The sequence below is a fragment of the Actinokineospora cianjurensis genome (assembly GCF_003663795.1).
GTDB lineage: Bacteria > Actinomycetota > Actinomycetes > Mycobacteriales > Pseudonocardiaceae > Actinokineospora > Actinokineospora terrae.
Map to the genome: position 1 here is coordinate 541,838 of NZ_RCDD01000003.1, position 19,287 is coordinate 561,124.

The following is a 19,287-nucleotide window of genomic DNA, read 5'->3' on the forward strand; positions in this document are numbered from 1 at the left end:
CTCGCGGCCTCACTCCACCTCGTGCGGGCGCGGGCGGGCGGCATGGCACTCACCATCGCAGCGGAAAGCCAATCGATGCCACTTCTCCATCGTCTGTTGGGCCTCGTCGCCCTGGCGGTCAGCGTAGCCATAGGCATGCTGACCGATCACCACCCCACTCGCTCCTCGTCGCCCATGGGTACCGCGGTTCCCGCTACGTCCACACCGGACATCACCACTCCGGTAGCGACAGCGCCCACACCCGCCGAGGCGACAAGGTGATCGGGTCACCGCCCTGGCACCCCTTGACTGACCGGATGTCTCGGCCAGCCCGACGAGCGATTCTCGGCCTGGCGGTTCGCCGCGACCGGGAATGGCCTTGGCCGCCGCTGTCGAGGGCGAGCGGCGCAGGGCATCGGCGCTTCCCCACCAAGTAGAGAAAGGAGGTCTGCGACATGAATGAGGAAGATCGACTCGGGCAGGATGACGCGGTTACCGGCTCGCGGCCCGCCGCTCCCGACTCGGCACCTGCCGCGGATAGGGCCGGCCGCAGGCCCGGCCCGCCGGTCATCGCCGCGTTGGTCGCTGTCGTCGCCGTCCTTGTCGGGCTGGTCGTGATCCTGAGCTCGACGACACGGGAACGCCCCTCCGTGTCCGCGCCGGCCCGGACGCGGGCGGGTGCGGTGGCCTTGGTGGACTCGGCCACGATCGCTCCACGGCCGGTCAGCGCCGATCAACTCGCCGCGCTGCCCATCGCCACGACCTTCGGCACGACGGCGAACGCATCCCGTGACCCGGCCCCCGATCAGGTCCCCAGCGGACTGGTAGCGCACCCGACGACCACCGTCGCGGTGTTCGCCGAACCTGGCGGCGAACCGGTAGCAGCGGTCCCCGCCGGCCAGCCGATCGGCCTGGCCCCGCGGCAGAGCCTGAGCGACACCTGGCTTCCGGTGTTCGACCAGAGGCCCGGATGGGCGCTGGTGGGACTGCCGTCGCGCCCGAACGGGTCAGTCGCCTGGCTGCATATCGACCGGTCGATACAGCTGCGCGTCTCACCCTTCCTGGTCACTGTCGATCGGGCCGGGTTCACCTTGACGCTTGCCCGTGACGGAGCCCGGGTCGGGCAGTGGCCGGTCGGGACGGGCAAGACCGGCAGCCCGACCCCGGCCGGGCGGACGTTCCTGCTCGCCGCGTTGCGCGACACCGAATCGACCTTCAGCGAGTTCGTGCTCCCGCTGGGAGCGCACTCCGACACCCACCAGATCTACGGCGGCGGTCCGGGGACCATCGGGGTGCACACCTGGCCCAGCGCTGCCGTGTATGGCGAGGCCAGTTCCGACGGCTGCGTGCGGGTTCCGCCCGATGCGCTTCGCATCCTCGTCGGCGTCCCGCTCGGAACGCCGGTGTTGATCAAATGATCACCTCTCACAACAGTCCAAGGGGGACACCAGTGGTTGCCACCACTCCTGCTTCTCGCGCGTCTCGGCTCATGCTGGCCGGGATCACCCTCGGCGGTCTCGCCGCCGGGGTCGCGACGATCACCCTGACCGGTACACCCGCTGCCGCCGCGGGATCGGCCTCGACCGCCTACGGCGTGTCCGCGGCCGGTGTGGAGGGCAAGACGGCGCAGCCGTCGGTGTCCTCCACAGGTGAGGTCAAGACCGCGTCCGGGGCGGTGTCCGGGATGGGATGGAGCGCCACCGGCATCACCGTCACGGCCCGCGCCGGATACGCCCAGGCCGTGGTCGGCGGACTGACCGTGGGCGGCCGCTCACTCGGGAGCGCGTCGGCGACCTGCGAGAACGGCAGGACCAGTTACAAGGGCCTGGGCGCGATCGAGGACTCCAAGTTGCGAGTGCTGCCGCCCGGAGGTGGTGCCGCCGCGACCGTCCAGATTCTCGGCGCCGGGGACACCCCGGTTCAGACCATCACCGTCGCGGTTGTCTCCTGCGACGACAGCGGTGATCCGCCGTTGAGCACGACCTCACACCCGACCACCGAACCCACCGAGCCGTCCGAGCCGACGGCCACGCCCACCGACGAGCCGAGCGGCGCACCGGACCCCACCGGCAGCACCCGACCAACCAGGAGCGGGACCACCACTGCAGGCACGAGCCTGCCCGATCGGGAGCCGGTGCGGCCCGCGCCGATGCCGGTGATTCAGGAGGCGCACCACCCGGTCACCGGCTGACCCGGGAGGCGGTGGCCCGCCCCACTTCCCCGGGGGCGGGCCACCGCGGACCCGGATTCCCGCGACATGACTCTCGGCGCGGGAGTGGCCCGGCGCCGGAGCGAGGCGCTCACCGGGTGCCTGGTGTCGCTGGAGAGGGCGCTGGGCGCGGTGCGCGCTGCCCGTACTTCGTCACCCGACTTGACGGCCCGCCACATGAGGACGCGCCCGAGTCGGTGCCACACCACGCCGGCCCGGGTGCAGGGCCGGTGACCATGACCCCGCGGGCCGCTCGCGGATGAGACGTCGCGACCACACGGTGCCGGGGAGGGCATCGGTCGCGGCTTACGGGGCCGGCACCAACCAGGACGGTGCCGGCCCCACCACACAAGCCAAGGGGGACAACAAATGCGCAGTTCGAGAGAGCATCGTCGCGGCGCGGTCGTCGCGGCGGGGATGCTGTGGGCCTTGACCGGCTGCTCCACCGGCGTGGCCGGTGCACCTGCCACAGCGGCGGGAGGGACACCGTTCCGAGCGGTCGACTCCACCGTGACATCCGAGGCAGCGGGGCCGAGCACGGCGGGCGCGGCGTCGGTCAACCCCGTGCAGGCGGTGATGCGCAAGGTCGACCCGTGCGCGCTGCACTCGGTGGGAGCGGCGGCGGCCGCTACCGGGATGGTGCCCGACAGCATCATGCCCACCACCAGCCTGGCCGCGTGCGACCTGGACCTGAAATCAGGACCGGGTCAACCGCAGGTGTGGACGTTGACCACCACCGTCGGAATCGGCTTCGACGACGGACGCAGGCAGCAGGCCGCTGAGGAACGGATCGGTGGCATCCGGTTCTTCCGGGTGCCCGAACCCCCGGGGACCGGCGCCGACAAGTCCTGCAGGCACGTGATGGCCTTCGGCAGCGACACCGGCATCGAGCTGCGCGTGCGCGCGGTCGACCTGGACGCGCCACCGAAGCCGCCCTGCCAGATCGCCGCCGCCTACCTGGCCGAGGTCGCCCGCTACTGGAAGAACCCCGCGACCCGCGCCGACAAGGTCACCAGCCCGGTCCTGCGCGCCGGTGACCTCGACCCGTGCGCCGGGTTGGACACCCTCGCCGACGCGCTCGGCGGTCCGGTGCGCACACGTGCTTCCGCCCCGTACAGCTGCTCGGCGGTGCCGGCAAAGCCGGGCGCGGCCGCCGGTTCGGCCGGTGTGGTGAACACCGAGGTCGGTGTCGGGACGGACCCGCGTCCACTGGTCAACCCGAAGAACCAGAACTTCCGGGCCATCGAGGTGGCCGGGCGTCCGGGCGTGGCACGCGAGCTGCCCAGCGCCAAGGGAGCGACATGCTCGCTCACGGTGATCGCCGACGAGAGCGCGGCGCTTCAGGACGACCAGTCCCGAACAGACGGTCGCATGTCCTATCAGGTGCTCACCGTTCGCGCCGGGGATTGCGATCTTGCCGTCCGCGCGGCCAACGGCGTGTTGGCCGCGCTGCGCTGACACCCATTCAGATCACGACACAGGGAGGCAACCATGAGGACAGTCCGACAAGGACAAGCGGCAGCTGCTCTTGTCGCCGTTGCGGCGGCGCTGGGTGTCGCGGCGTGCACGACCATCTCCGGGGGGAACACGGCGTCCGGACGTGCCGGGTCGGCGGTCACCGACGGCTCGGGGAAAGACCGGCAGGCCGCTGAGCGACGCGGTGACCGCACCGAGGGCTCGATCGTGCTCGGCGACCTCGACAGACCCAAGACCGCCCAGGAACTGGGCGCGCCGTTCGACCCGTGCAAGGACTTGTCCTGGAATGACTTCCCCGCCCAGGTGCGTCCCGACCCCGCTGGGCCACCGAACACCCCACGCCTGGGCGAGGTGGCACAGGATGACGCGTTCGACATCAGGTGCGTGTGGAGCAACCACGCCACGGCGCACATCGGTACGGACGGCACCAGCCGGACAGGCAGGCGGTTCGTGGTCAGCATCGTGTGGGCCGCGGGCGACAAACTCGACGCCGACCCGACGGGCAAACCCGATGTCGAGGCCAAAACCTGGAACGGCAAAGCAGGATTGCTGCGACGTGTCCCCGCCAACGAGGACGGTAAGAACTGCCTCGGCATGGCCCGGCTCGGTAACGGGGTGGGCGGCGCGGCGGTGACCGATGGCCGATTCGGGATCGACCCCTGCGTCGTGGTCGAGGCATTGATGAACGCGATCACCGCGAGGGCGCGATGAACGCGCACCGCGCTGCCACCCGTAGACCTCTGCGCTTGGTGTCCGCACCGGCCTCGCGGCGGGCACCGCTGCCGAGCAGCGTCTACGTGCTGGCGTTGGCGACGCTGGCAGTGGGCACCAGTGGCCACGCTGTGGCCGGGCTGCTGCCGTGGATGAGCGCCGACCTCTCGCTCGACCTCGCCACGCTCGGGCAGTTGGTGACCCTGTTCGCGATCACGTGCGCGCTGGCCGGGCCGGTGCTGGCGGTGGCCACCGGTCGCTGGGAGCGCAGGACGCTGCTGGTCACCTCGCTGCTGGTCGCCGCGCTGGGCAACGCCGCGGCTGCGCTGGCATCCGGGTTCGGGGTGCTGGCCGCCGCACGGGTGCTCACCGCGCTCGGCGCCGCCTCGGCGACCGCCGTGGCGGTCGGGATGGCCGCCCAGTCAACCCCGGCGCCGCGGCGGGCCACGGCGATGGCCGTGACGTTGACCGGGGTTGCCGCCGCCGTGCTGGTGGGCGTGCCCAGTGCCGCCGCTGCGGCGCGGGTCATCGGCTACCACGCGGTGCTCGCCTCGGTGGCCACCTTGTGCGCGGTCGCCGCGACCGCGGTGGCTGTCGCCGCACCGCCGGTGCCCGCGCCCCCGGTGCTGTCGCTGCGCGAGCGGGTAGCAGCCGCGGGGCAACGCCGGGTACTCGCGGTACTCGGCGGCGGGTTGTTGTCGTGGACGGCGACCTTCATCGTCTACCCGTACCTCGCGGCGCTCGTTGACCGCCGCCCTGGGGGTGGTGCGCCGCTAGTGGTGTTGTTGGCCGCTTACGGTGTCGGGGCGGTGCTCGGCAACGCGGTCGCCGGACGTGCCGCCGACAGGTTCGGGCCCCGCGCACCGCTGGTCGCCACCACCGCGGTCACCGCGGTGATGCTGCTGTGGGTCATCCCCGCCACCGTGGACGCCTCGGTCGGTGGGCCGGTGGCGATGCTGGTGTGGGGCATGGCCGGATGGTCGGCAAACCCAGCGCTCAACGCCTGGTTGGCGCAACTCGACGAGGACCGCTCGGCGGTGCTGTTCGCCGTGGCCGGGTCGGCGATCTATCTCGGGATGGGCTTGGGCACCCTGGTCGGCGGCGGCGTGCTGGTGTGGGCGGGGGCGGACCTCCTTGGTCCGGTCGCGGCGGGATTCACGCTCGCGGCGTGCCTGCTGCTGGCCGTGACCGGTCCTCCCGCCCGGCCGTGGCGGGAGGATCTGTTGCCCTCCCAACAGCTTCTCGTGCCCGAGGGCGCGTTGCTGCGGTGGCGGCTGCGATGAGCCCGCGTCGACTCGCGCTCTCCCTCGTCGTCGTGTTCACCACGTTCGTCGCCGCGTGCACCACCCACCCCCCTGGCTCGAACCCCGGGTTAGTCACGGACACGGTGCCGGACACCGCGGCCTCGAGCCGGACCCGTACGCCGGGGCAGGCGCCGAGCGCCGGGTTGGAGGTGCCCACCGCGACGCCGGTCGTTCCCTCGCTGCTGCTGCCGACACCGTCCACCGTGCCCGCCGAGCCCCCGCCCGCAGATGTTTCCCCCGCCACCTTCCGCGACCCGGTCGCGGTCGCGCGGGCGTGGATGACGCAGTGGTGCGCCGGGGACTACCGGGAACCGCGAAACGGCAACGTCCTACGCGCCGCGGTCTTCGCGACCGAACCGGCTGTGGTCGAGGACCTGGCGCGCGGCGACACCGAGCCCGGCTACCGGGAAACGGTGCGCCAGCGGCTCTCGGCGCGGTGCGACAGGTTCACCGCCGAGGTCAGCCCGGAGGCACCCGCCACGCCGGAGCGGGTGTTCGTGGTGCTCACCGCCTCTCGTACCCGGCTTGCCGCCGGACAGGCGCTGCAGGTCGAGCCTGTGGCCCTCATCCGCGCCGTGGTGCGCGGTCCGGACGGGCGCTGGTCGGTCGGCACCCGGGTCGAGGCGGGCTGAGCCGTGAAGCCCTTGGGTCGCATCCTCACAGGCGCCGCGTTGGTGGTCGCCGCGCTGATCGTCGGCGGTCTTCTGCTGCTCGGTGGCGGTGACGCCGAGGCCGGACCGACCCCGCCACCGACCTGCACCGCGCCCGGCGCGGCACCACGCCAACCAGCCGCGCCGCGCGACTACGCGGGTGTCACTCTGTCCCCGTCCCAGATGGACGCCGCGCGCGCGATCGTCGGCGTCGCCAAAGGACTGTCCATAAGCCGCCGCGGCGTGATCATCGCGGTGCAGGCAGCGATGCAGGAGTCCACGCTCAACCCCGCCGCGGAAAACGGCAACGCGCTCGGTCTATTCCAGCAGATCGCTCCGGGACCGTTCAACGCCTACGCCGGATACGACCGCCACGACCCCGAACCGGCGGCTCGAGGCTTCTTCGCGGTGCTGGCCAAACGGGTGCCCGGTTACGAGACCGACTCGCGCCCCAACCACGAACTCGCCGAGGAAGTCGAACGCTCAGGCGAGGGCCACCGCTACCAAGGATGGCAGGCATTCGCCGAGGCGGTCGCCGGCGCGCTGCTCACCGGCTCCGGTAATGGTGGGCTGCGGTGCACGGACCGATCGGTCAAGGGCCGGGTCCCGGTCACCGTGCGCGGCACCGAGGTCGACCTGCCGGCACAGTCCAGCTATAGCGGGGTCGTGGTGACCGCCCACCCGCGCATCGCCGCTGCCCTCGCCGCCGGGCTGTCCTGGCTGGGCACCACCTACGCGTGGGGCGGGGGCGACGCCAACGGCCCCACCAAAGGCACCCGGGACGGTGGTGTCGCCGACGAGCATGGCGACTACACCAAGGTCGGGTTCGACTGCTCCGGGCTCACCCTCTACAGCTACGCCCAGGTCGGGGTCACCTTGGTCCGGCCCTCCAGCGCGCAACGGACCACCGCCGAGGTCGTGGTCCCCTTCGCCCAGGCCCGGGCCGGTGACCTGCTGTTCTGGGGAACCCACCACGTGGCCCTCTACCTGGGGAAAGTCGCGGGGCAGGACCTGATGCTGGAAGCGCCCAGCAGCGGCGACGTCGTCAAGGTCTCGCCCGTGCGGGTGGGCAGCGGTGACTTCCGCGACGTCGGCGCCCGACCCATTCCCGAAGGACGGTGACCATGCGCGAGCACGCATCCGGATACACGGCCGAACCACCGGTGGACCTCACCCGGACCACCTCCACCGCGCCCCTTCCCACGGCGACGTCGAAGCAAGCCCCGATAGTGGGCCCTGCGCTGCCGATGCAACACGTCGTCGGGGAACCCGCTCGGTGGGGATGGCGCGGACGGACGCGACGGTTCACCGGTGGTCTGATCGCCCTCAAACCCGGCCGCGTGGAGGCCCGACACCGCCAGGCCGAGGCCGCCGCGCGGCAACCGCTCGGCGGGCCCCGTCTGGTCATGGTCGCCGGTCTCGAGGGCGGTGCAGGGGTCACCACGACCACGCTGATGTTGGCGCACGCTTTCGCGTCTCTGCGCGGCGGCGCGGTGGTCGCCTGGGACAACCGCGAATCCCACGGCACTCTGGGGTTGCGCGCCGAGGTCGGCGTGCCGGACACCCACGTCGGTCACCTGCTCGACGCGTTCGACCGGCTGATCGGGCCGACCGGCACCGCCGGAGATCTGGGCCATTACCTGCGTTCGCAGCCCTCGCGGGCCGAGGTGCTGGCCGCCAACACCGACCCCGCGCGGCCCGCGCAGATCGCCGCGGCCGACGCGGGCCGGATCGGGTCGGTGTTGTCGCGGTACTTCCCGCTGGCGATCGCGGCGACCGGCACCAACCTCTACGCCGAAGCATGGCAATGGACCGCCGCTGCGGCCGGGCACCTCGTGGTGCCCATCCGACTCGAACCCGATGTGGTCCAGGCGGCGGCGTTCATGCTCGACGCGCTCGCGCGGCGCCGCCCCGATCTCGTCGCGGGCGCAGTGACCGTAGTGAGCCCGTCGAGCGCGCCCGCACCGGCGCCGGTGCGCGCCCAGATGCTCGCCTACTTCGCCACCCGCACCGCCATCGTCGTCGAGGTGCCCGCCGACCCACAGCTGGCTGGGGGCAGGCAGATCGCGTTCGCGCGGATCAGCGAGGCATCGCGGCGCGCGTGGACCGTCGCCGCCGCCGCGGTCGCCGACCGACTGGCCGCGGTGCCCGCCCGCCGCCCGGACCAGATCACGGCACTGCGCCCACCACCGGACCCATCCGGGCGGGCACGGCAACAGTCCGCCGATCACGGGACACCCGCGGCCGAGGAGGCGGGGCCATGACCAGTATCAAGGGGGAACATGTTCGTCCACATCACCACGACTTTGGGGGACCTGCTCGCCCAACCGCCTGCCGGAGGCAAGAACCCTTTCGACGGGATCACACCCGACTTCTCCGTGTTCGGGGTCGAGTTCACCCAGGGCTGGCAGAAATTGCTGGCGGGTTTGTGGGGGCTGGCGTTCGTCGTCGCCGCGTTCGGTGCTGTCCGGGCGGTGCTGGAGCTGCAGCACGCCAAGAAGGGCGGCTATCAGGCATCGGTGCACGAGCACACCGAGTCGGCCAAGCGTTCAGGGTACGCGGTCCTGGGTCTCGCGGCGTTGGGGATCATCTTCGGTGCGGTAGTCGCACTGTTCTAGCCCGAGGGGGATCTCATGACGACCAGCAACCAGTACGCCGCGCCCGGCAACCGACCTCGCACAGCCCTGTGGGTCGGAGCGGTGGCGCTCGCGCTCCTGGCCGGTCTGGCGATCGGCTGGCTCGTGTTGCCACACGACGCTGCCTCGCCCGTGGCGGCCCCGCCGCAGAGCACCGCGTCGCGCGTCGACGGTCATGTCGGGGCGCCGCACGGGCCGCGGGTCATCACCCGCGGTGTGCCCTCCGGCTACACCCGCGACGAGGCCGGTGCCGCCACTGCGGCGGTCAACTGCGTACAGGTCCAGGTCAACACCGCACACGGGCTGGCCGACCCGGCCACCGTCAAGGCCACCTGGATCGCGCGCACCGCCGACGCGACCGCACGCGGCGCCCTCTCGCAAGGCCGCAACACCGACGGCGACGACCGCACCACCAAGCTGCCCGCCAGCCGCAGGGTCGTGGAGTTCACCCAGGACAAGGCCGTGGTCGAGGTCTGGGTCGCCTCAGTGGGGATCGGCACCGGTATCGGCGGTGGCACCGTGACCGCCCAGACCTGGACGACCCAGACGATCACCTTGGCCTGGGAGGACGACTGGAAGGTCGTCTCCATCAAGACCCGACGCGGGCCCGAGCCCGGCGAGAACGGCGCGTCCGCGCCCGCCCTGCCCACGCAGTCCGCGCTCTACACCTTCTACGTGGAGTAAGCCCAGGCCCTGGGGGAAGCATGTTCCGACGTTCGATCCTGCTGCTGCTCGCGGTGATGGCGGTGCTGACCGGCACCGCCACCACGGCAGCGGCCCAACCGGGCGACATCGCCCAAGTCCCGCAAGGGTTCCCCGCCGACTTGAAGAGGTTCGTCGGTGGCACCGAGGAGTTCCGCGAGGCGAACTGGTTCACCGACCCGGATTGCGCCGATCGCGGCGGAAAGATCGGTGACTACCTCACCCAGGTCATGTTCGCCGAACCCCGGTTGTTGTACTGGACGATCCCGCCGGGGTCACGGAAAGCCTTCTGGATCACCGACTCGCTCGACATCCCGGAGCACATCGACCTCACCAAGGAGCCGCCGGACCTGCCCAAGACCTTCCCGGCGGTCGATCCGCAACGCGAAGCCTATGGTCTTCCGCGCGGCCGTCGCTTCTGCACCGACTTGGTCAAGCAGTGGACGACCCCTGCCGACAACACCTGGGGACTCAGCTGGGCTCCCGCCCCTGACCCGGAGTCGTTGGAGAAGATGAAGCCGTTCGCCTCTGCGGGCGACGACGAGGACATGATCCACAACTTTACGCATGCCTGCGAGATCAAGCGAAGTCCGTACTGCCAGAAGGCGATGTTCGTCGACTGCGGGCGCATCGACCCGACGGACCATCAGCAGAAGGACCTGTGCTTCTCCTGGAACGTCCAGGTCGCGCAGCTGTTCGTCGGCATAGGCAAGTGGATCGACGACAACACGTCCTGGTTGGAGAAGGTCGGTCAACTCTTCCTCAAGGTCGGCCTCGACGTGGTCGCCGCGGGCAAGGTCTTCGTCGACGCGTTCGTCGGGATCCTGAAGTTCGTCCTCGGGATCGCCAAGTTCGTTCTCAATCCGGCTGGGGCGCTCGACGACCTGGCCAACTCGATACACGAGTCGGCGGTCGATTTCACCACCACGGTCCTGCAAGGACTGGCCTCTGTCGGCAGATTCGATCCGGGTACCGACTGGTTCCTCAGTACCTACGCCGCCAGCGCCGGCGTCGGGATCGTCGTCATGGCCTTCATGACGACCCTGATGCTGATGCGCGCCGCCTCGGGCAAGGGCTCCCGCGAGGAGTTGACGGAATCGCTGTTCAAGCACCTACCCACCGGCGTGTTCCTCGCGGTGTTCGCCCCGGCTGCGGCCACCGTGCTGGTCAAGACCGCGCAGGCACTGACCAACGGGATCATCGCCTGGCAGGCCCCGCACCTGACCGACGCCGTCGGCAAGATCGCGTTGCTGGGTGGGATCACCGCCGCGGCACTACCCGGAGGCGTGTTCATCGGCTTGTTGCTGTTCCTGTTCATGGTGATCGGCACAGGCGCGCTGTTCGTGGGCCTGGCCATGCAATCGTTCGCCCTGCCGATGTCCGGACTGGTCGCGGGCATCGCCTGGGGTATGTGGGTACACCCACGCTGGCGAGCGAAGGCGATGAAGGTCCCGTTGACCTTCGCGGGATTGCTCGCCTCACAGCCCTTGGTCTTCCTGATGCTCGGGTTCGCCTTCTCCCTGATCGACGCCACCGTCAACGGCGGGACCGTGCAATCGGGCGGGTTCCGACTGTTGGCGATGATGGTGCTGGTGGTCGTGGCGTTGTTGATCACCGGGTTCGCGCCCTGGAGCCTGCTGAAGTACAGCCCCCTGCTGCCCACGGCGGCCGACAGCCACGACGGGCAGCCCGGCCCCGGGTTCGGAACCTCAGCGGTGGTGGGCGCGTCCGTCGCGACTTTGGACCGCGGCGGTTCCGGCGCTGAAGCTCGCCCCGCCCCATCGAGCGGGCCCAGCCAGGCATCGAACGGCGGCGGGACGCCCAGCATCCAGTCCGCCTACGCCCGGCAACAACAGCCCCAGGGGGGCGGAGCGCAGCGGCCGCGCGCGGCCTCCCCTGTCGCGCCCGCGGGCGCGACGGCGGGAGGGCGCGGAACCAGGCCCGCCGCCGCGACCGGTGGCGGCGCCACCGGATCAGGTGCAGGCGGACAGCAACGCGTGGCGGGCGCCGCCACCGGTGGCGCACCCGCGGGCGCGGCGGGGGCAGGAGGCGCCGCGCAGCAGGGCGCGGCCGGCACCGGTGCGGCCGCGGCGAAAGGCGGCGCGGCCCTCGGCGGCGCGGCCCTCGGCGGCGCGGCGGGCCCTATCGGTATCGCAGCGCAGGTCGGGGTGGCCGGTTTCAACAAGGCGCGCTCGGCGGCGCACGCCCGCCACACTCCCGAGATCGACCACGACACCCCCAAGGAGGACTGAGGATGACGATGCGGATCGCGATCCTGGGCGGGGAGATCCGCCGCCGCGGGCTGTTCGGATCGTTGCCCCGCCCGGCCTACCTCGCGCTCGGCTCGGCACTGGCCGTGGCGTTCACGGTGTGGCTGACCGTGGACGGTCAGGGTGGCGCGATCAGCGGGCTTCTCGTGCTGGCCGCCACCTACGGGGCGGTCAACCCGTGGTCGGGGCGCCGGTCGGTCGCCGAGGGCTGGGTGTGGGCGTGGCGTTGGCGGTGGCGGCGCCGCGCCGGCCACACACGGTTCGTCGCGCCCGCCCAGGTGCGGGCGCACATCGAGCGCGCAGAGGAGCAAGCCGGTCGGCTGTGGCGCCTGCCAGTCCCGCTGGGTCTGGTCGAACCGTTGAAGTTGGCCGGGACCGAGTACGCGGACATGTTTGTCCTGCGCCACCACAACCCTGGCGAACCGGACTACCTGAGCGTGGTGCTGGAGGTACAGGGCCAGGCCAGCGGGCTGCGCACCGACAGCGCGTACGAGTCGGCTTCCATCCGCTACGGCGTGATGCTCGCCCAGCTCGGCAAAGCAGGCAGTCATCTGCGCGGTCTGCAGCAGATCACCCGGATCCTGCCCCACGATCCGGCACTGCACCGGGCGTTCATCGCTGAACGGGTCTCTCCACGCCCTGGGCTGGAGGACGTGGTCGCCTCCTACGAACAGCTCGTCGACACGACCGCGCGCACCGCCGAACAGCACCGCAACTTCCTCGTCGCCAGATTCCCCCTCACCGCGGCCTTCTACGAGGACGCGGCCGGTTATGGGGCCGACATCGCCGGGTGGGCGGGGTTGGTGCGCGAGGAGCTGGCGCGGTTGGCCGATCTCGCCGCACGCGCGGAGCTGACCCTGCCCCGGGTGCTGGGCGAGCAACGTACCTGCGCGGTCCTGCGGTCGCTGCAGGACCCGTCCTGGCCGATGGACCGACACGAGGGCGTGCGGTGGGACACCTGCTGGCAGACCTACCACACCGAACGCGACCGCTTGGTCGTCAACGACTCCTGGCACACCCGGGTGGCGTTCCTTCCGCGCGAGGGCATCGCACCCGCGCCGCTGGGGCCGCGGTGGCTGGCACCGCTGCTGCAGGTCAGTCCCTCGGTGATCCGCACGATCACGGTGCGGATGGAGTTCGTGCCCGACGCGCTCGCCCGCGCCAAGGCCGTCGCCGACGTCTCCCAGGACGGCGCGTCCCTGATCGGCGACGCCGAGAAGGGTCGCGTGGACGACGGCACCGACGAGGTGATGCTCTCGGCGTCGCAGCGGCGGCTCCGAGACTTGGCGCCGGGGTCCGGGCACCAAGGCGTGGACTGGGCGATGGCCATCTCGGTGACCGCCCCGGGCCCCGCCGAACTGCGGCGAGCGTGCATGCGGGTCGCCAACGAGGCAGCCCAGTCAGCGTTGACCGATCTCGACTGGCAGGACACCCGCCACGACACCGCGGCCCTGGCCACCTACCCGCTGGCGCGCGGCATGGCGGTGGCCTGATGCGCGCGGTGACGGCCTTCCACCACGACCGTCTCGCCGAGGTCGACGCCCTGTTGCCCGCCGAGCTCGCTGACCTGCAAGCGGTCCTCGACGCGGCGCCAGGGCTGCGCTGCCGCGACGTGGGACCTGAGCAGTTCTTTCCGCCCGAGGGCAGCAGGTTCCCCCGGCACGCCCTGCTCGCCGAGCGAGAACGCCTGCGGGCGTTGTGCGGCGACTGCCCGGTCCGGGTGCACTGCCTAGCGACAGCGCTGGTGCGCGGAGAGACCTACGGCAGCTGGGGCGCGGTCGCCCAGCCCGACTACCAGCTGGTGCGGTCGCTCTGGCGCGGCCGGGACAGCACGAGCGCCGACCGGGACGAACCCGGCGGCATCCCCGAGGAGATGGGATCGGGATGGTGACGCGCGCACACGGGATGCGGGCACGACGGCAAGCGCTCACCGTGGGCTGGCAGCCACCCCGACCGCCGACGCAGGCTTCTGCCGAACCGGTGTTCCTGCCGCCGCCGCGTCGACGCCGTGGTCGTGACCGGTGGGGCTGGTACGAACCGCGCGTCGCGGCCATGCACACCACGACCCGCCAGGCCGAGGCCCTGAACCTGGCGCTGAGCTCGCCGCCGACCTCCTACCGCGGCCTGATCGTGGGAACCGATCTGCTCTCCGGGCAGTTGGTCGTCCACGACCCGTTCACCGCCTACGAGGACAAGCTGATCAGCTCCCCCAACGTGGCCGTGGTCGGGGACGTCGGGAAAGGCAAGAGCGCGTTGCTCAAGACGTGGGGCTGCACCCGGCAGTTGCTGCTGCGGGACCGGCGGGTCGTCGTGCTCGACAAGAAGTTGCAGGGCGGGGTGGGTGAGTACACCCCATTGGCGCGGTTCTTCGGTGCGCCGAGCATCCGGTTCACCACCGACGGCCGCGGGAGCAGGCTGAATCTACTCGACCCGGTCATCGGCGTCGGCGGCGACCAAGTCGACGACGCCGGGGTCGAGATCGGTCCCGGTCTGGCGCGCCCGACAGGGCAGATGATGTTGCTGCGCGCGGTGCTGGCAGAGGCGCTGGGGCGGCCGGTGGGCGAACGCGAGGGCAAGGCGCTGCGGATCGCGTTGATGGCCGCCACCCGCGACGCCCGTGATCGCGGACGGGTGCCGGTCATCGCCGACATCGTCCACCACCTCCTGCGTCCCGCCGAGGACGACGCCCACACACTGCGCCGTGAGCCGCGTGAGTTGCAGGAGTGGGGCCTTGACCCGGCGTTCGCACTGGAGCGGATGATCGAGGAGGACCTGGCCGGTTTGGTCGACGGGGAGACCAGCCCCGATGTCCATCTCGACCACGCGTCCGGGTTCACCCATTTCGACATCTCCGGTCTCCCGTTGGACGGACCGGCACTGCGCGTGGTCATGACCCTGATCAACACCTGGCAGGCCAACATGCTGGCGCGGCGCTCCGAGCGGGCGCAGCAGACCGTGAACGTCGTCGAGGAAGGGTGGCACGTCGCGGCGGGCAGCATCGGCACCATCTTCCGCCGCAACACCAAGCTCAGCCGCGGGCTGGGGTTGGCGACGATCGCCGGGTTCCACCACGTCTCCGACCTACCGGTGGACTCGCCCGCCCGCAGCCTCCTGCAGGAGGCCGAGACGGTGTTCGTCTACGGGCAGGGCAGTGCCGCCGACGCGCTCGCGTGCACCGAGCTCTACAACCTGCCGCCGGGCACGGCGGAGACGATCATGTCCCTCGGGCAAGGGCAGTGCCTGCTCAAGGTCGGCAACGGCGATCCCATCCTGCTGCGCCACGAACGCAGCCCCCGTGAGGTGGCGCTCACCGACACCGACAGCGCGCTCACCGGGACCCCTGCGACGCGGTAATGAACGCCCCCGCGCCGCAGCGGCAGGAACAGCAACTTCCCACGGCGATGCGGCCGGTCATCGGGATCTTCTACCCGATGCTGGCAGCGCTGCTGATCAGCGTCGCGATCGCCGCCATGGTCGGTGCCGCGCTCTCCGGGCTGCTCGCCGGGTCGGGGTGGGCCTGGCCGCCGGTCCGCGCCCTCCCGGCCACCCTCGCACGGTGGGTGACCCATCCCGGCAACCCAGCCGACGCGTGGGCAACGGATGCCCGGCCCGGATCAGCGGTGCTGACCTACACCATGGCTGCACTCGTCGCGGCCGCAGAGGCCACCGGTTGGGTGTTGATGCTCCGATGGCGACGGCGGGTACGCGACCGCAAGGCCGAGCAGCGATCCGGGCTCGCGTCGGCCCGCGCCCTGGACGCTCGCCTCGGGCGCAAAGCCGTCGTCCGTGGAGCGGCGCGGCTTCGGCCGTCGTTGGCCAAGCAGCGACGCCCCGATCCTGACGCCGCCGGTGCCCGGTTCGCTGCGCAGCGCTTCACCGGAAGCCCGCTCTACGCCACCCACGAGGACTCCAAACTCGTCGTCACCCCGGTCCGGATGGGCAAAACCGGCCGCCAGGCCGTCGCCGATGTCGTGCGCGCCCCCGGTGCCGTCATGGCCACCAGCACCCGGTTCGACCTTCTGGAACTGACGATGGGCATCCGCGAGCAGCACGGTCGCGTCATGGTGTTCGACCCTGAAGGGCGCACTCCCTTGCCACGGACGTTGCGGTGGTCCCCCATCGCCGGGTGCGGGAACTACGACACCGCGCAACGCCGCGCGGTCGCGATCTGCTCCGCCCGCCCCCTCGGCGACACCAAGAACGGCGGCTACTTCACCGGACAGGCGGAGGGCGTCATGGCCGCGCTGCTGCACGCCGCCGCCCTCGCCCAGGTCGGGGTGGACGAACTGCGGCTGTGGACCAACACCCAGTCCCGCCGACCCGCCGAGATCCTCGACACCGATCCCCGCGCCGCGTTCGGTGTCGCCGCCGAACTCCGCGCGATCATCGACAGCGCCACCTCGACCAACGACTCCTCCGGCGCCGCCGGCATCTACGCGACCCTGTCGCTGCTGCTGCGGTCACTGGCCTCCCCCTCAGTCCGAGCGGCGTGCAGCCCCCACCCAGACGACGAACCACTCGACGTCGACGCGTTCGTCCGCGGCGGCCGCGACACCCTCTACCTGGTCAGCCGCGGTCGCGCGAACAGCGCCGCGCCGATCGTCAACGCTCTCGCCAAGGAAGTCCTCCACCGAGCCGAACTGCTCTCCCAACACCCCACCATCGAGCAGCTGAGCGGACCCGCCGACGGCGACCTACGTCTCGACCCGCCGCTGCGCGCGGTGCTGGACGAGGCCGCCAATGTCAGCCCGCTCGACGACCTCGCCAGTCTCATGGCCGACTCCGGCGGCCGGGGCATCCAGCTCTACGTCTACGCCCAGTCGATGTCGCAACTGCGGCAACGGTGGGGACCCGAACAGGCCCTTGAGATCTGGGACAACGCCAGCATCAAACTCGTCCTTGGTGGAATGAGCGCCTCGCGCGACCTCGAGGAGATCTCCCGACTGCTCACCATGCGCGACATCGCCCAGACCAGCGTGTCCACCGGCACGGGCAGCGGACAGGTCACCGTGTCCCAACGACGGCAACGCGCGCTCACCGGCAGCGAGATCCGCGAACTGCCCGAAGGGCAAGCGCTGCTGCTCTACCGCAACGTCGCCGGCACCGTCGTGGACCTACTGGGCTGGTGGGAAACCCCCGACCTACGGGAATCGGTGCAACGCTCCCGCGCCGAGATCCGCCGTCGGGTGTTGGAGGCCACCGGCGCCCGGATCTCCGACGCCCGCGACGAGGACCAGCGCGGCGGCATCCATGACTGACCGCCACCCCGAGCGCGAGCCCAGGAAGATCGCGTACTCCGAGCAGGACGAACCGGACCTGTTCCTGGACAAGCCCCCGGTTCTCGACGACTCGATGCTGCCCGAGTTCGTCGCAGACCTGTCCTACACCAGCGACCGCCACACCGTCCGACTCAACAACCTCGACCAGGTGACCGACCGCCACGGCGAAGAGCTGGGCGGACTGCACCAGACCTTCAAAGACCTGGAAGACCGCCTCACCCACCAGGTCGACATGACCAAGCCGTCGCGGTGGACCTGGCCGTTCCTCACCCGCGACGAAGCCGCCGAGCTGTGGAAGGAAACGCGCTGGTTCGTCGACTATCTCACCCACCGCTACCCCCTACCCAGCGAGGTCAGCATCCCGCCCTGCTGGTACCGGCACACCATCGCCGTCGACGAACTATCCGACCTCTACGCCGCCTGGCGCGAAGCCTACTGCGGCAGCGACCGACCCTCAGCGACCATGACCGGCTGGCGCGACCGATGGCTATGGCCGATGCTGCACCGACTCGCCGGATACGCCGACTGGCGCGAATGCAAAGAACGCCGCCACCACGTCCAACCGTCAGCCCGCCAGGACCAAACCGACAGCGAGTTCGACACCTTCGTCGACGCTGACCTCGCCGCACGACAAGTCGAACGCTCCACAGACCTGCCATGGCCCATCCTTACCAACGAACACGCGCCAAATGGACGCACCTGACGACCATTCACTACGACAAGCCGCTTCAAAGGCGTGGTTGCCGATCCAGCCGTACTCGGCTGCCGGGGTGGCCGAGTGGAGGATCGCCTGGCCGTGCCGCGTGAGGCGGCGTGCAGGAGGGTGGCGTGGGCGGGCTCGTCGAGGGACAGACGCAGCGTGGGGTCCGCGTCGCGGAGTTCGACCACGTCGGGGCAGCCCCAGCGGTGCCGCCAGCGACCGACGCGGTGGAACGAGTCCAGGTTGGTGCGTTGCGCCCCCTCGTAGGGACGATGAGGACCTGACCGTCGGCGCCTTCCGGGGTCCGGGCGTGCCGTTCGAGTTGTGAACCCTCGTAGGGGCGATGAGGACCAGCATGAAGCTCAGCGAAGCCATCAGGATCGTCGCGTTGTGAACCCTCGTAGGGGCGATGAGGACCCGGGTACGCGCGTTCGCCGGGGGGCTCCTCGTACAGTTGTGAACCCTCGTAGGGGCGATGAGGACCCAAAGGTAAAGGTGCTGGTCAGGTGAGGTGTGGCGGGGTGTGTGATGGTCTGTCGTGCAGCGAACCTCCGGTTGTGTTGTACGGCCCGGGTGTCGCTGAACGGTGGCATGTGGTGGTCGGGTGTGGTCGCACCTTGATCGGGAGTGTCATCGTGAGGTGTCGTGCACATCGTAGGCATCCACACTGCTTGCGATGGGTTCGCCCATGGAGTCCTTCGTCGATCCGCGAGGCAGGCATGATCCACTGCGGTGGATTGTGGAGCGGCGCGTGAAATTGGACCAGTTTTGACTTCTGTCGTCTTGGCATCCACCGACCAGTACTCGCCGCAGGGTCCAGCGGCCTTGATCTGCGCTGACGCGACGAATGACGCCGTGTCCGGTGAACTTGTCCGTGTCGGCAGTGTCACCGTGATTGCGCTGGCAGATGCGGGTGTGGTCGTTTATCGTCTCCTTGATCACCTGGTTGGACCAGTCTCCCTATGAGGGTTCGCAATTTGTGTTGTTCGTCTGCGTGTAACGGGTCGTCTCATCACCCCTTCGAGGGTCTTCGGGTATGAGCCCTGCGGGCTTGGCCCGTGGGCGGGCGGCTTCAGGAGACTGAAGCCGCCCGCATTCCGGTGGGTGGCCTTCAGCGAGAACCCGTCGTTGTGATGTTTATCCGCATCTAGTTTGACGAGGATGCTAGCCTCGGGGCCTAGTTGATCAAGCAGTGGCAACGTGGTGTGGATGATGCGCGGCCACACCGACAGTCTCGATCGCGTCGTCGGCTGGTTGACCGCGAGATGCGGGCTTGCCGGTGGTGAGCGTGCCCGGAGGGTGTTCCCGGGAGGTGCTCGTGTTGCCCGGCGGCTTCGTTCCCACGTGGTCAAAGGCGACGGCTTTCTGAGG

At 70.6% G+C, this 19,287-nt stretch carries 18 protein-coding genes; 16 read left to right on the forward strand and 2 right to left on the reverse strand.

Annotated features, from left to right (window positions below):
* Positions 1-9 precede the first annotated feature (9 nt).
* Positions 10-153 carry a hypothetical protein gene (locus tag CLV68_RS34150; protein ID WP_170224517.1) on the reverse strand — a complete coding sequence of 48 codons (144 nt, stop codon included), beginning with the start codon at positions 151-153 and terminating at the stop codon, positions 10-12.
* A 281-nt stretch (positions 154-434) separates the two neighbouring features.
* Here CLV68_RS34150 and CLV68_RS22035 point away from each other — a divergent pair, with 281 nt between their 5' ends.
* The 16 genes from CLV68_RS22035 to CLV68_RS22110 all read left to right on the forward strand — a co-directional run bounded on the left by CLV68_RS22035 (position 435) and on the right by CLV68_RS22110 (position 17,919).
* The gene (locus CLV68_RS22035) at positions 435-1,397 is read left to right on the forward strand and encodes a L,D-transpeptidase (protein WP_121392786.1); all 963 of its coding nucleotides are present in this window, start codon (positions 435-437) and stop codon (positions 1,395-1,397) included.
* A gap of 71 nt (positions 1,398-1,468) precedes the next feature.
* Positions 1,469-2,170: a hypothetical protein gene (locus tag CLV68_RS22040; RefSeq protein WP_121392787.1), complete on the forward strand. Its 702-nt coding sequence runs from the start codon at positions 1,469-1,471 to the stop codon at positions 2,168-2,170.
* Positions 2,171-2,557: 387 nt separating this feature from the next.
* On the forward strand, positions 2,558-3,646 hold the full coding sequence (locus tag CLV68_RS22045; RefSeq protein ID WP_121392788.1) for a DUF3558 family protein: 1,089 nt from the start codon (positions 2,558-2,560) through the stop codon (positions 3,644-3,646).
* A 33-nt stretch (positions 3,647-3,679) separates the two neighbouring features.
* Positions 3,680-4,375 carry a hypothetical protein gene (locus CLV68_RS22050; RefSeq protein ID WP_147460108.1) on the forward strand — a complete coding sequence of 232 codons (696 nt, stop codon included), beginning with the start codon at positions 3,680-3,682 and terminating at the stop codon, positions 4,373-4,375.
* Positions 4,376-4,413: 38 nt separating this feature from the next.
* A complete protein-coding gene (locus CLV68_RS22055) occupies positions 4,414-5,658 on the forward strand; it encodes an MFS transporter (RefSeq protein ID WP_170224518.1) in 1,245 nt (414 codons plus the stop codon).
* Entirely contained in the window at positions 5,655-6,311 is a 657-nt protein-coding gene (locus CLV68_RS22060) for a hypothetical protein (protein ID WP_121392791.1), read from the forward strand. Before CLV68_RS22055 ends, CLV68_RS22060 begins: the two co-directional genes overlap by 4 nt.
* 3 nt (positions 6,312-6,314) lie before the next feature.
* Entirely contained in the window at positions 6,315-7,451 is a 1,137-nt protein-coding gene (locus tag CLV68_RS35730) for a C40 family peptidase (protein WP_281274684.1), read from the forward strand.
* A gap of 218 nt (positions 7,452-7,669) precedes the next feature.
* Positions 7,670-8,593: a MinD/ParA family ATP-binding protein gene (locus CLV68_RS22070; protein ID WP_147460109.1), complete on the forward strand. Its 924-nt coding sequence runs from the start codon at positions 7,670-7,672 to the stop codon at positions 8,591-8,593.
* Positions 8,594-8,611: 18 nt separating this feature from the next.
* Positions 8,612-8,947 carry a hypothetical protein gene (locus CLV68_RS22075; RefSeq protein ID WP_246010039.1) on the forward strand — a complete coding sequence of 112 codons (336 nt, stop codon included), beginning with the start codon at positions 8,612-8,614 and terminating at the stop codon, positions 8,945-8,947.
* Between the two features lie 15 nt (positions 8,948-8,962).
* Entirely contained in the window at positions 8,963-9,649 is a 687-nt protein-coding gene (locus CLV68_RS22080) for a DUF8175 domain-containg protein (RefSeq protein ID WP_121392793.1), read from the forward strand.
* A gap of 20 nt (positions 9,650-9,669) precedes the next feature.
* A complete protein-coding gene (locus tag CLV68_RS22085; RefSeq protein ID WP_121392794.1) occupies positions 9,670-11,919 on the forward strand; it encodes a Na/Pi cotransporter family protein in 2,250 nt (749 codons plus the stop codon).
* 2 nt (positions 11,920-11,921) lie between these two features.
* Complete coding sequence (locus CLV68_RS22090) at positions 11,922-13,430, forward strand: SCO6880 family protein (RefSeq protein ID WP_246010040.1); 1,509 nt, start codon at positions 11,922-11,924, stop codon at positions 13,428-13,430.
* Positions 13,430-13,828: a WhiB family transcriptional regulator gene (locus CLV68_RS22095; RefSeq protein ID WP_121392795.1), complete on the forward strand. Its 399-nt coding sequence runs from the start codon at positions 13,430-13,432 to the stop codon at positions 13,826-13,828. Before CLV68_RS22090 ends, CLV68_RS22095 begins: the two co-directional genes overlap by 1 nt.
* Positions 13,822-15,291: an ATP/GTP-binding protein gene (locus tag CLV68_RS22100; RefSeq protein WP_246010041.1), complete on the forward strand. Its 1,470-nt coding sequence runs from the start codon at positions 13,822-13,824 to the stop codon at positions 15,289-15,291. Before CLV68_RS22095 ends, CLV68_RS22100 begins: the two co-directional genes overlap by 7 nt.
* Positions 15,291-17,195 (forward strand): type IV secretory system conjugative DNA transfer family protein, encoded by a 1,905-nt coding sequence (locus tag CLV68_RS22105; protein ID WP_121392796.1) that lies wholly within the window; start codon positions 15,291-15,293, stop codon positions 17,193-17,195. Before CLV68_RS22100 ends, CLV68_RS22105 begins: the two co-directional genes overlap by 1 nt.
* Positions 17,188-17,919 carry a hypothetical protein gene (locus CLV68_RS22110; protein ID WP_121392797.1) on the forward strand — a complete coding sequence of 244 codons (732 nt, stop codon included), beginning with the start codon at positions 17,188-17,190 and terminating at the stop codon, positions 17,917-17,919. Before CLV68_RS22105 ends, CLV68_RS22110 begins: the two co-directional genes overlap by 8 nt.
* A 627-nt stretch (positions 17,920-18,546) precedes the next feature.
* On the opposite strand, the gene CLV68_RS33465 is transcribed toward CLV68_RS22110, so the two are convergent.
* Entirely contained in the window at positions 18,547-18,858 is a 312-nt protein-coding gene (locus CLV68_RS33465) for a hypothetical protein (protein ID WP_147460110.1), read from the reverse strand.
* Between the last annotated feature and the right edge of the window lie 429 nt (positions 18,859-19,287).

What these genes read in the sequence shown, in the direction of transcription:
- CLV68_RS22035 (WP_121392786.1), top strand. Translation starts at nt 435, where the DNA reads ATGAATGAGGAAGATCGACTCGGGCAGGATGACGCGGTTACCGGCTCG.
- CLV68_RS22040 (WP_121392787.1), top strand. Translation starts at nt 1,469, where the DNA reads ATGCTGGCCGGGATCACCCTCGGCGGTCTCGCCGCCGGGGTCGCGACG.
- CLV68_RS22045 (WP_121392788.1), top strand. Translation starts at nt 2,558, where the DNA reads ATGCGCAGTTCGAGAGAGCATCGTCGCGGCGCGGTCGTCGCGGCGGGG.
- CLV68_RS22050 (WP_147460108.1), top strand. Translation starts at nt 3,680, where the DNA reads ATGAGGACAGTCCGACAAGGACAAGCGGCAGCTGCTCTTGTCGCCGTT.
- CLV68_RS22060 (WP_121392791.1), top strand. Translation starts at nt 5,655, where the DNA reads ATGAGCCCGCGTCGACTCGCGCTCTCCCTCGTCGTCGTGTTCACCACG.
- CLV68_RS22075 (WP_246010039.1), top strand. Translation starts at nt 8,612, where the DNA reads ATGTTCGTCCACATCACCACGACTTTGGGGGACCTGCTCGCCCAACCG.
- CLV68_RS22080 (WP_121392793.1), top strand. Translation starts at nt 8,963, where the DNA reads ATGACGACCAGCAACCAGTACGCCGCGCCCGGCAACCGACCTCGCACA.
- CLV68_RS22085 (WP_121392794.1), top strand. Translation starts at nt 9,670, where the DNA reads ATGTTCCGACGTTCGATCCTGCTGCTGCTCGCGGTGATGGCGGTGCTG.
- CLV68_RS22090 (WP_246010040.1), top strand. Translation starts at nt 11,922, where the DNA reads ATGACGATGCGGATCGCGATCCTGGGCGGGGAGATCCGCCGCCGCGGG.
- CLV68_RS22095 (WP_121392795.1), top strand. Translation starts at nt 13,430, where the DNA reads ATGCGCGCGGTGACGGCCTTCCACCACGACCGTCTCGCCGAGGTCGAC.
- CLV68_RS22100 (WP_246010041.1), top strand. Translation starts at nt 13,822, where the DNA reads ATGGTGACGCGCGCACACGGGATGCGGGCACGACGGCAAGCGCTCACC.
- CLV68_RS22105 (WP_121392796.1), top strand. Translation starts at nt 15,291, where the DNA reads ATGAACGCCCCCGCGCCGCAGCGGCAGGAACAGCAACTTCCCACGGCG.
- CLV68_RS22110 (WP_121392797.1), top strand. Translation starts at nt 17,188, where the DNA reads ATGACTGACCGCCACCCCGAGCGCGAGCCCAGGAAGATCGCGTACTCC.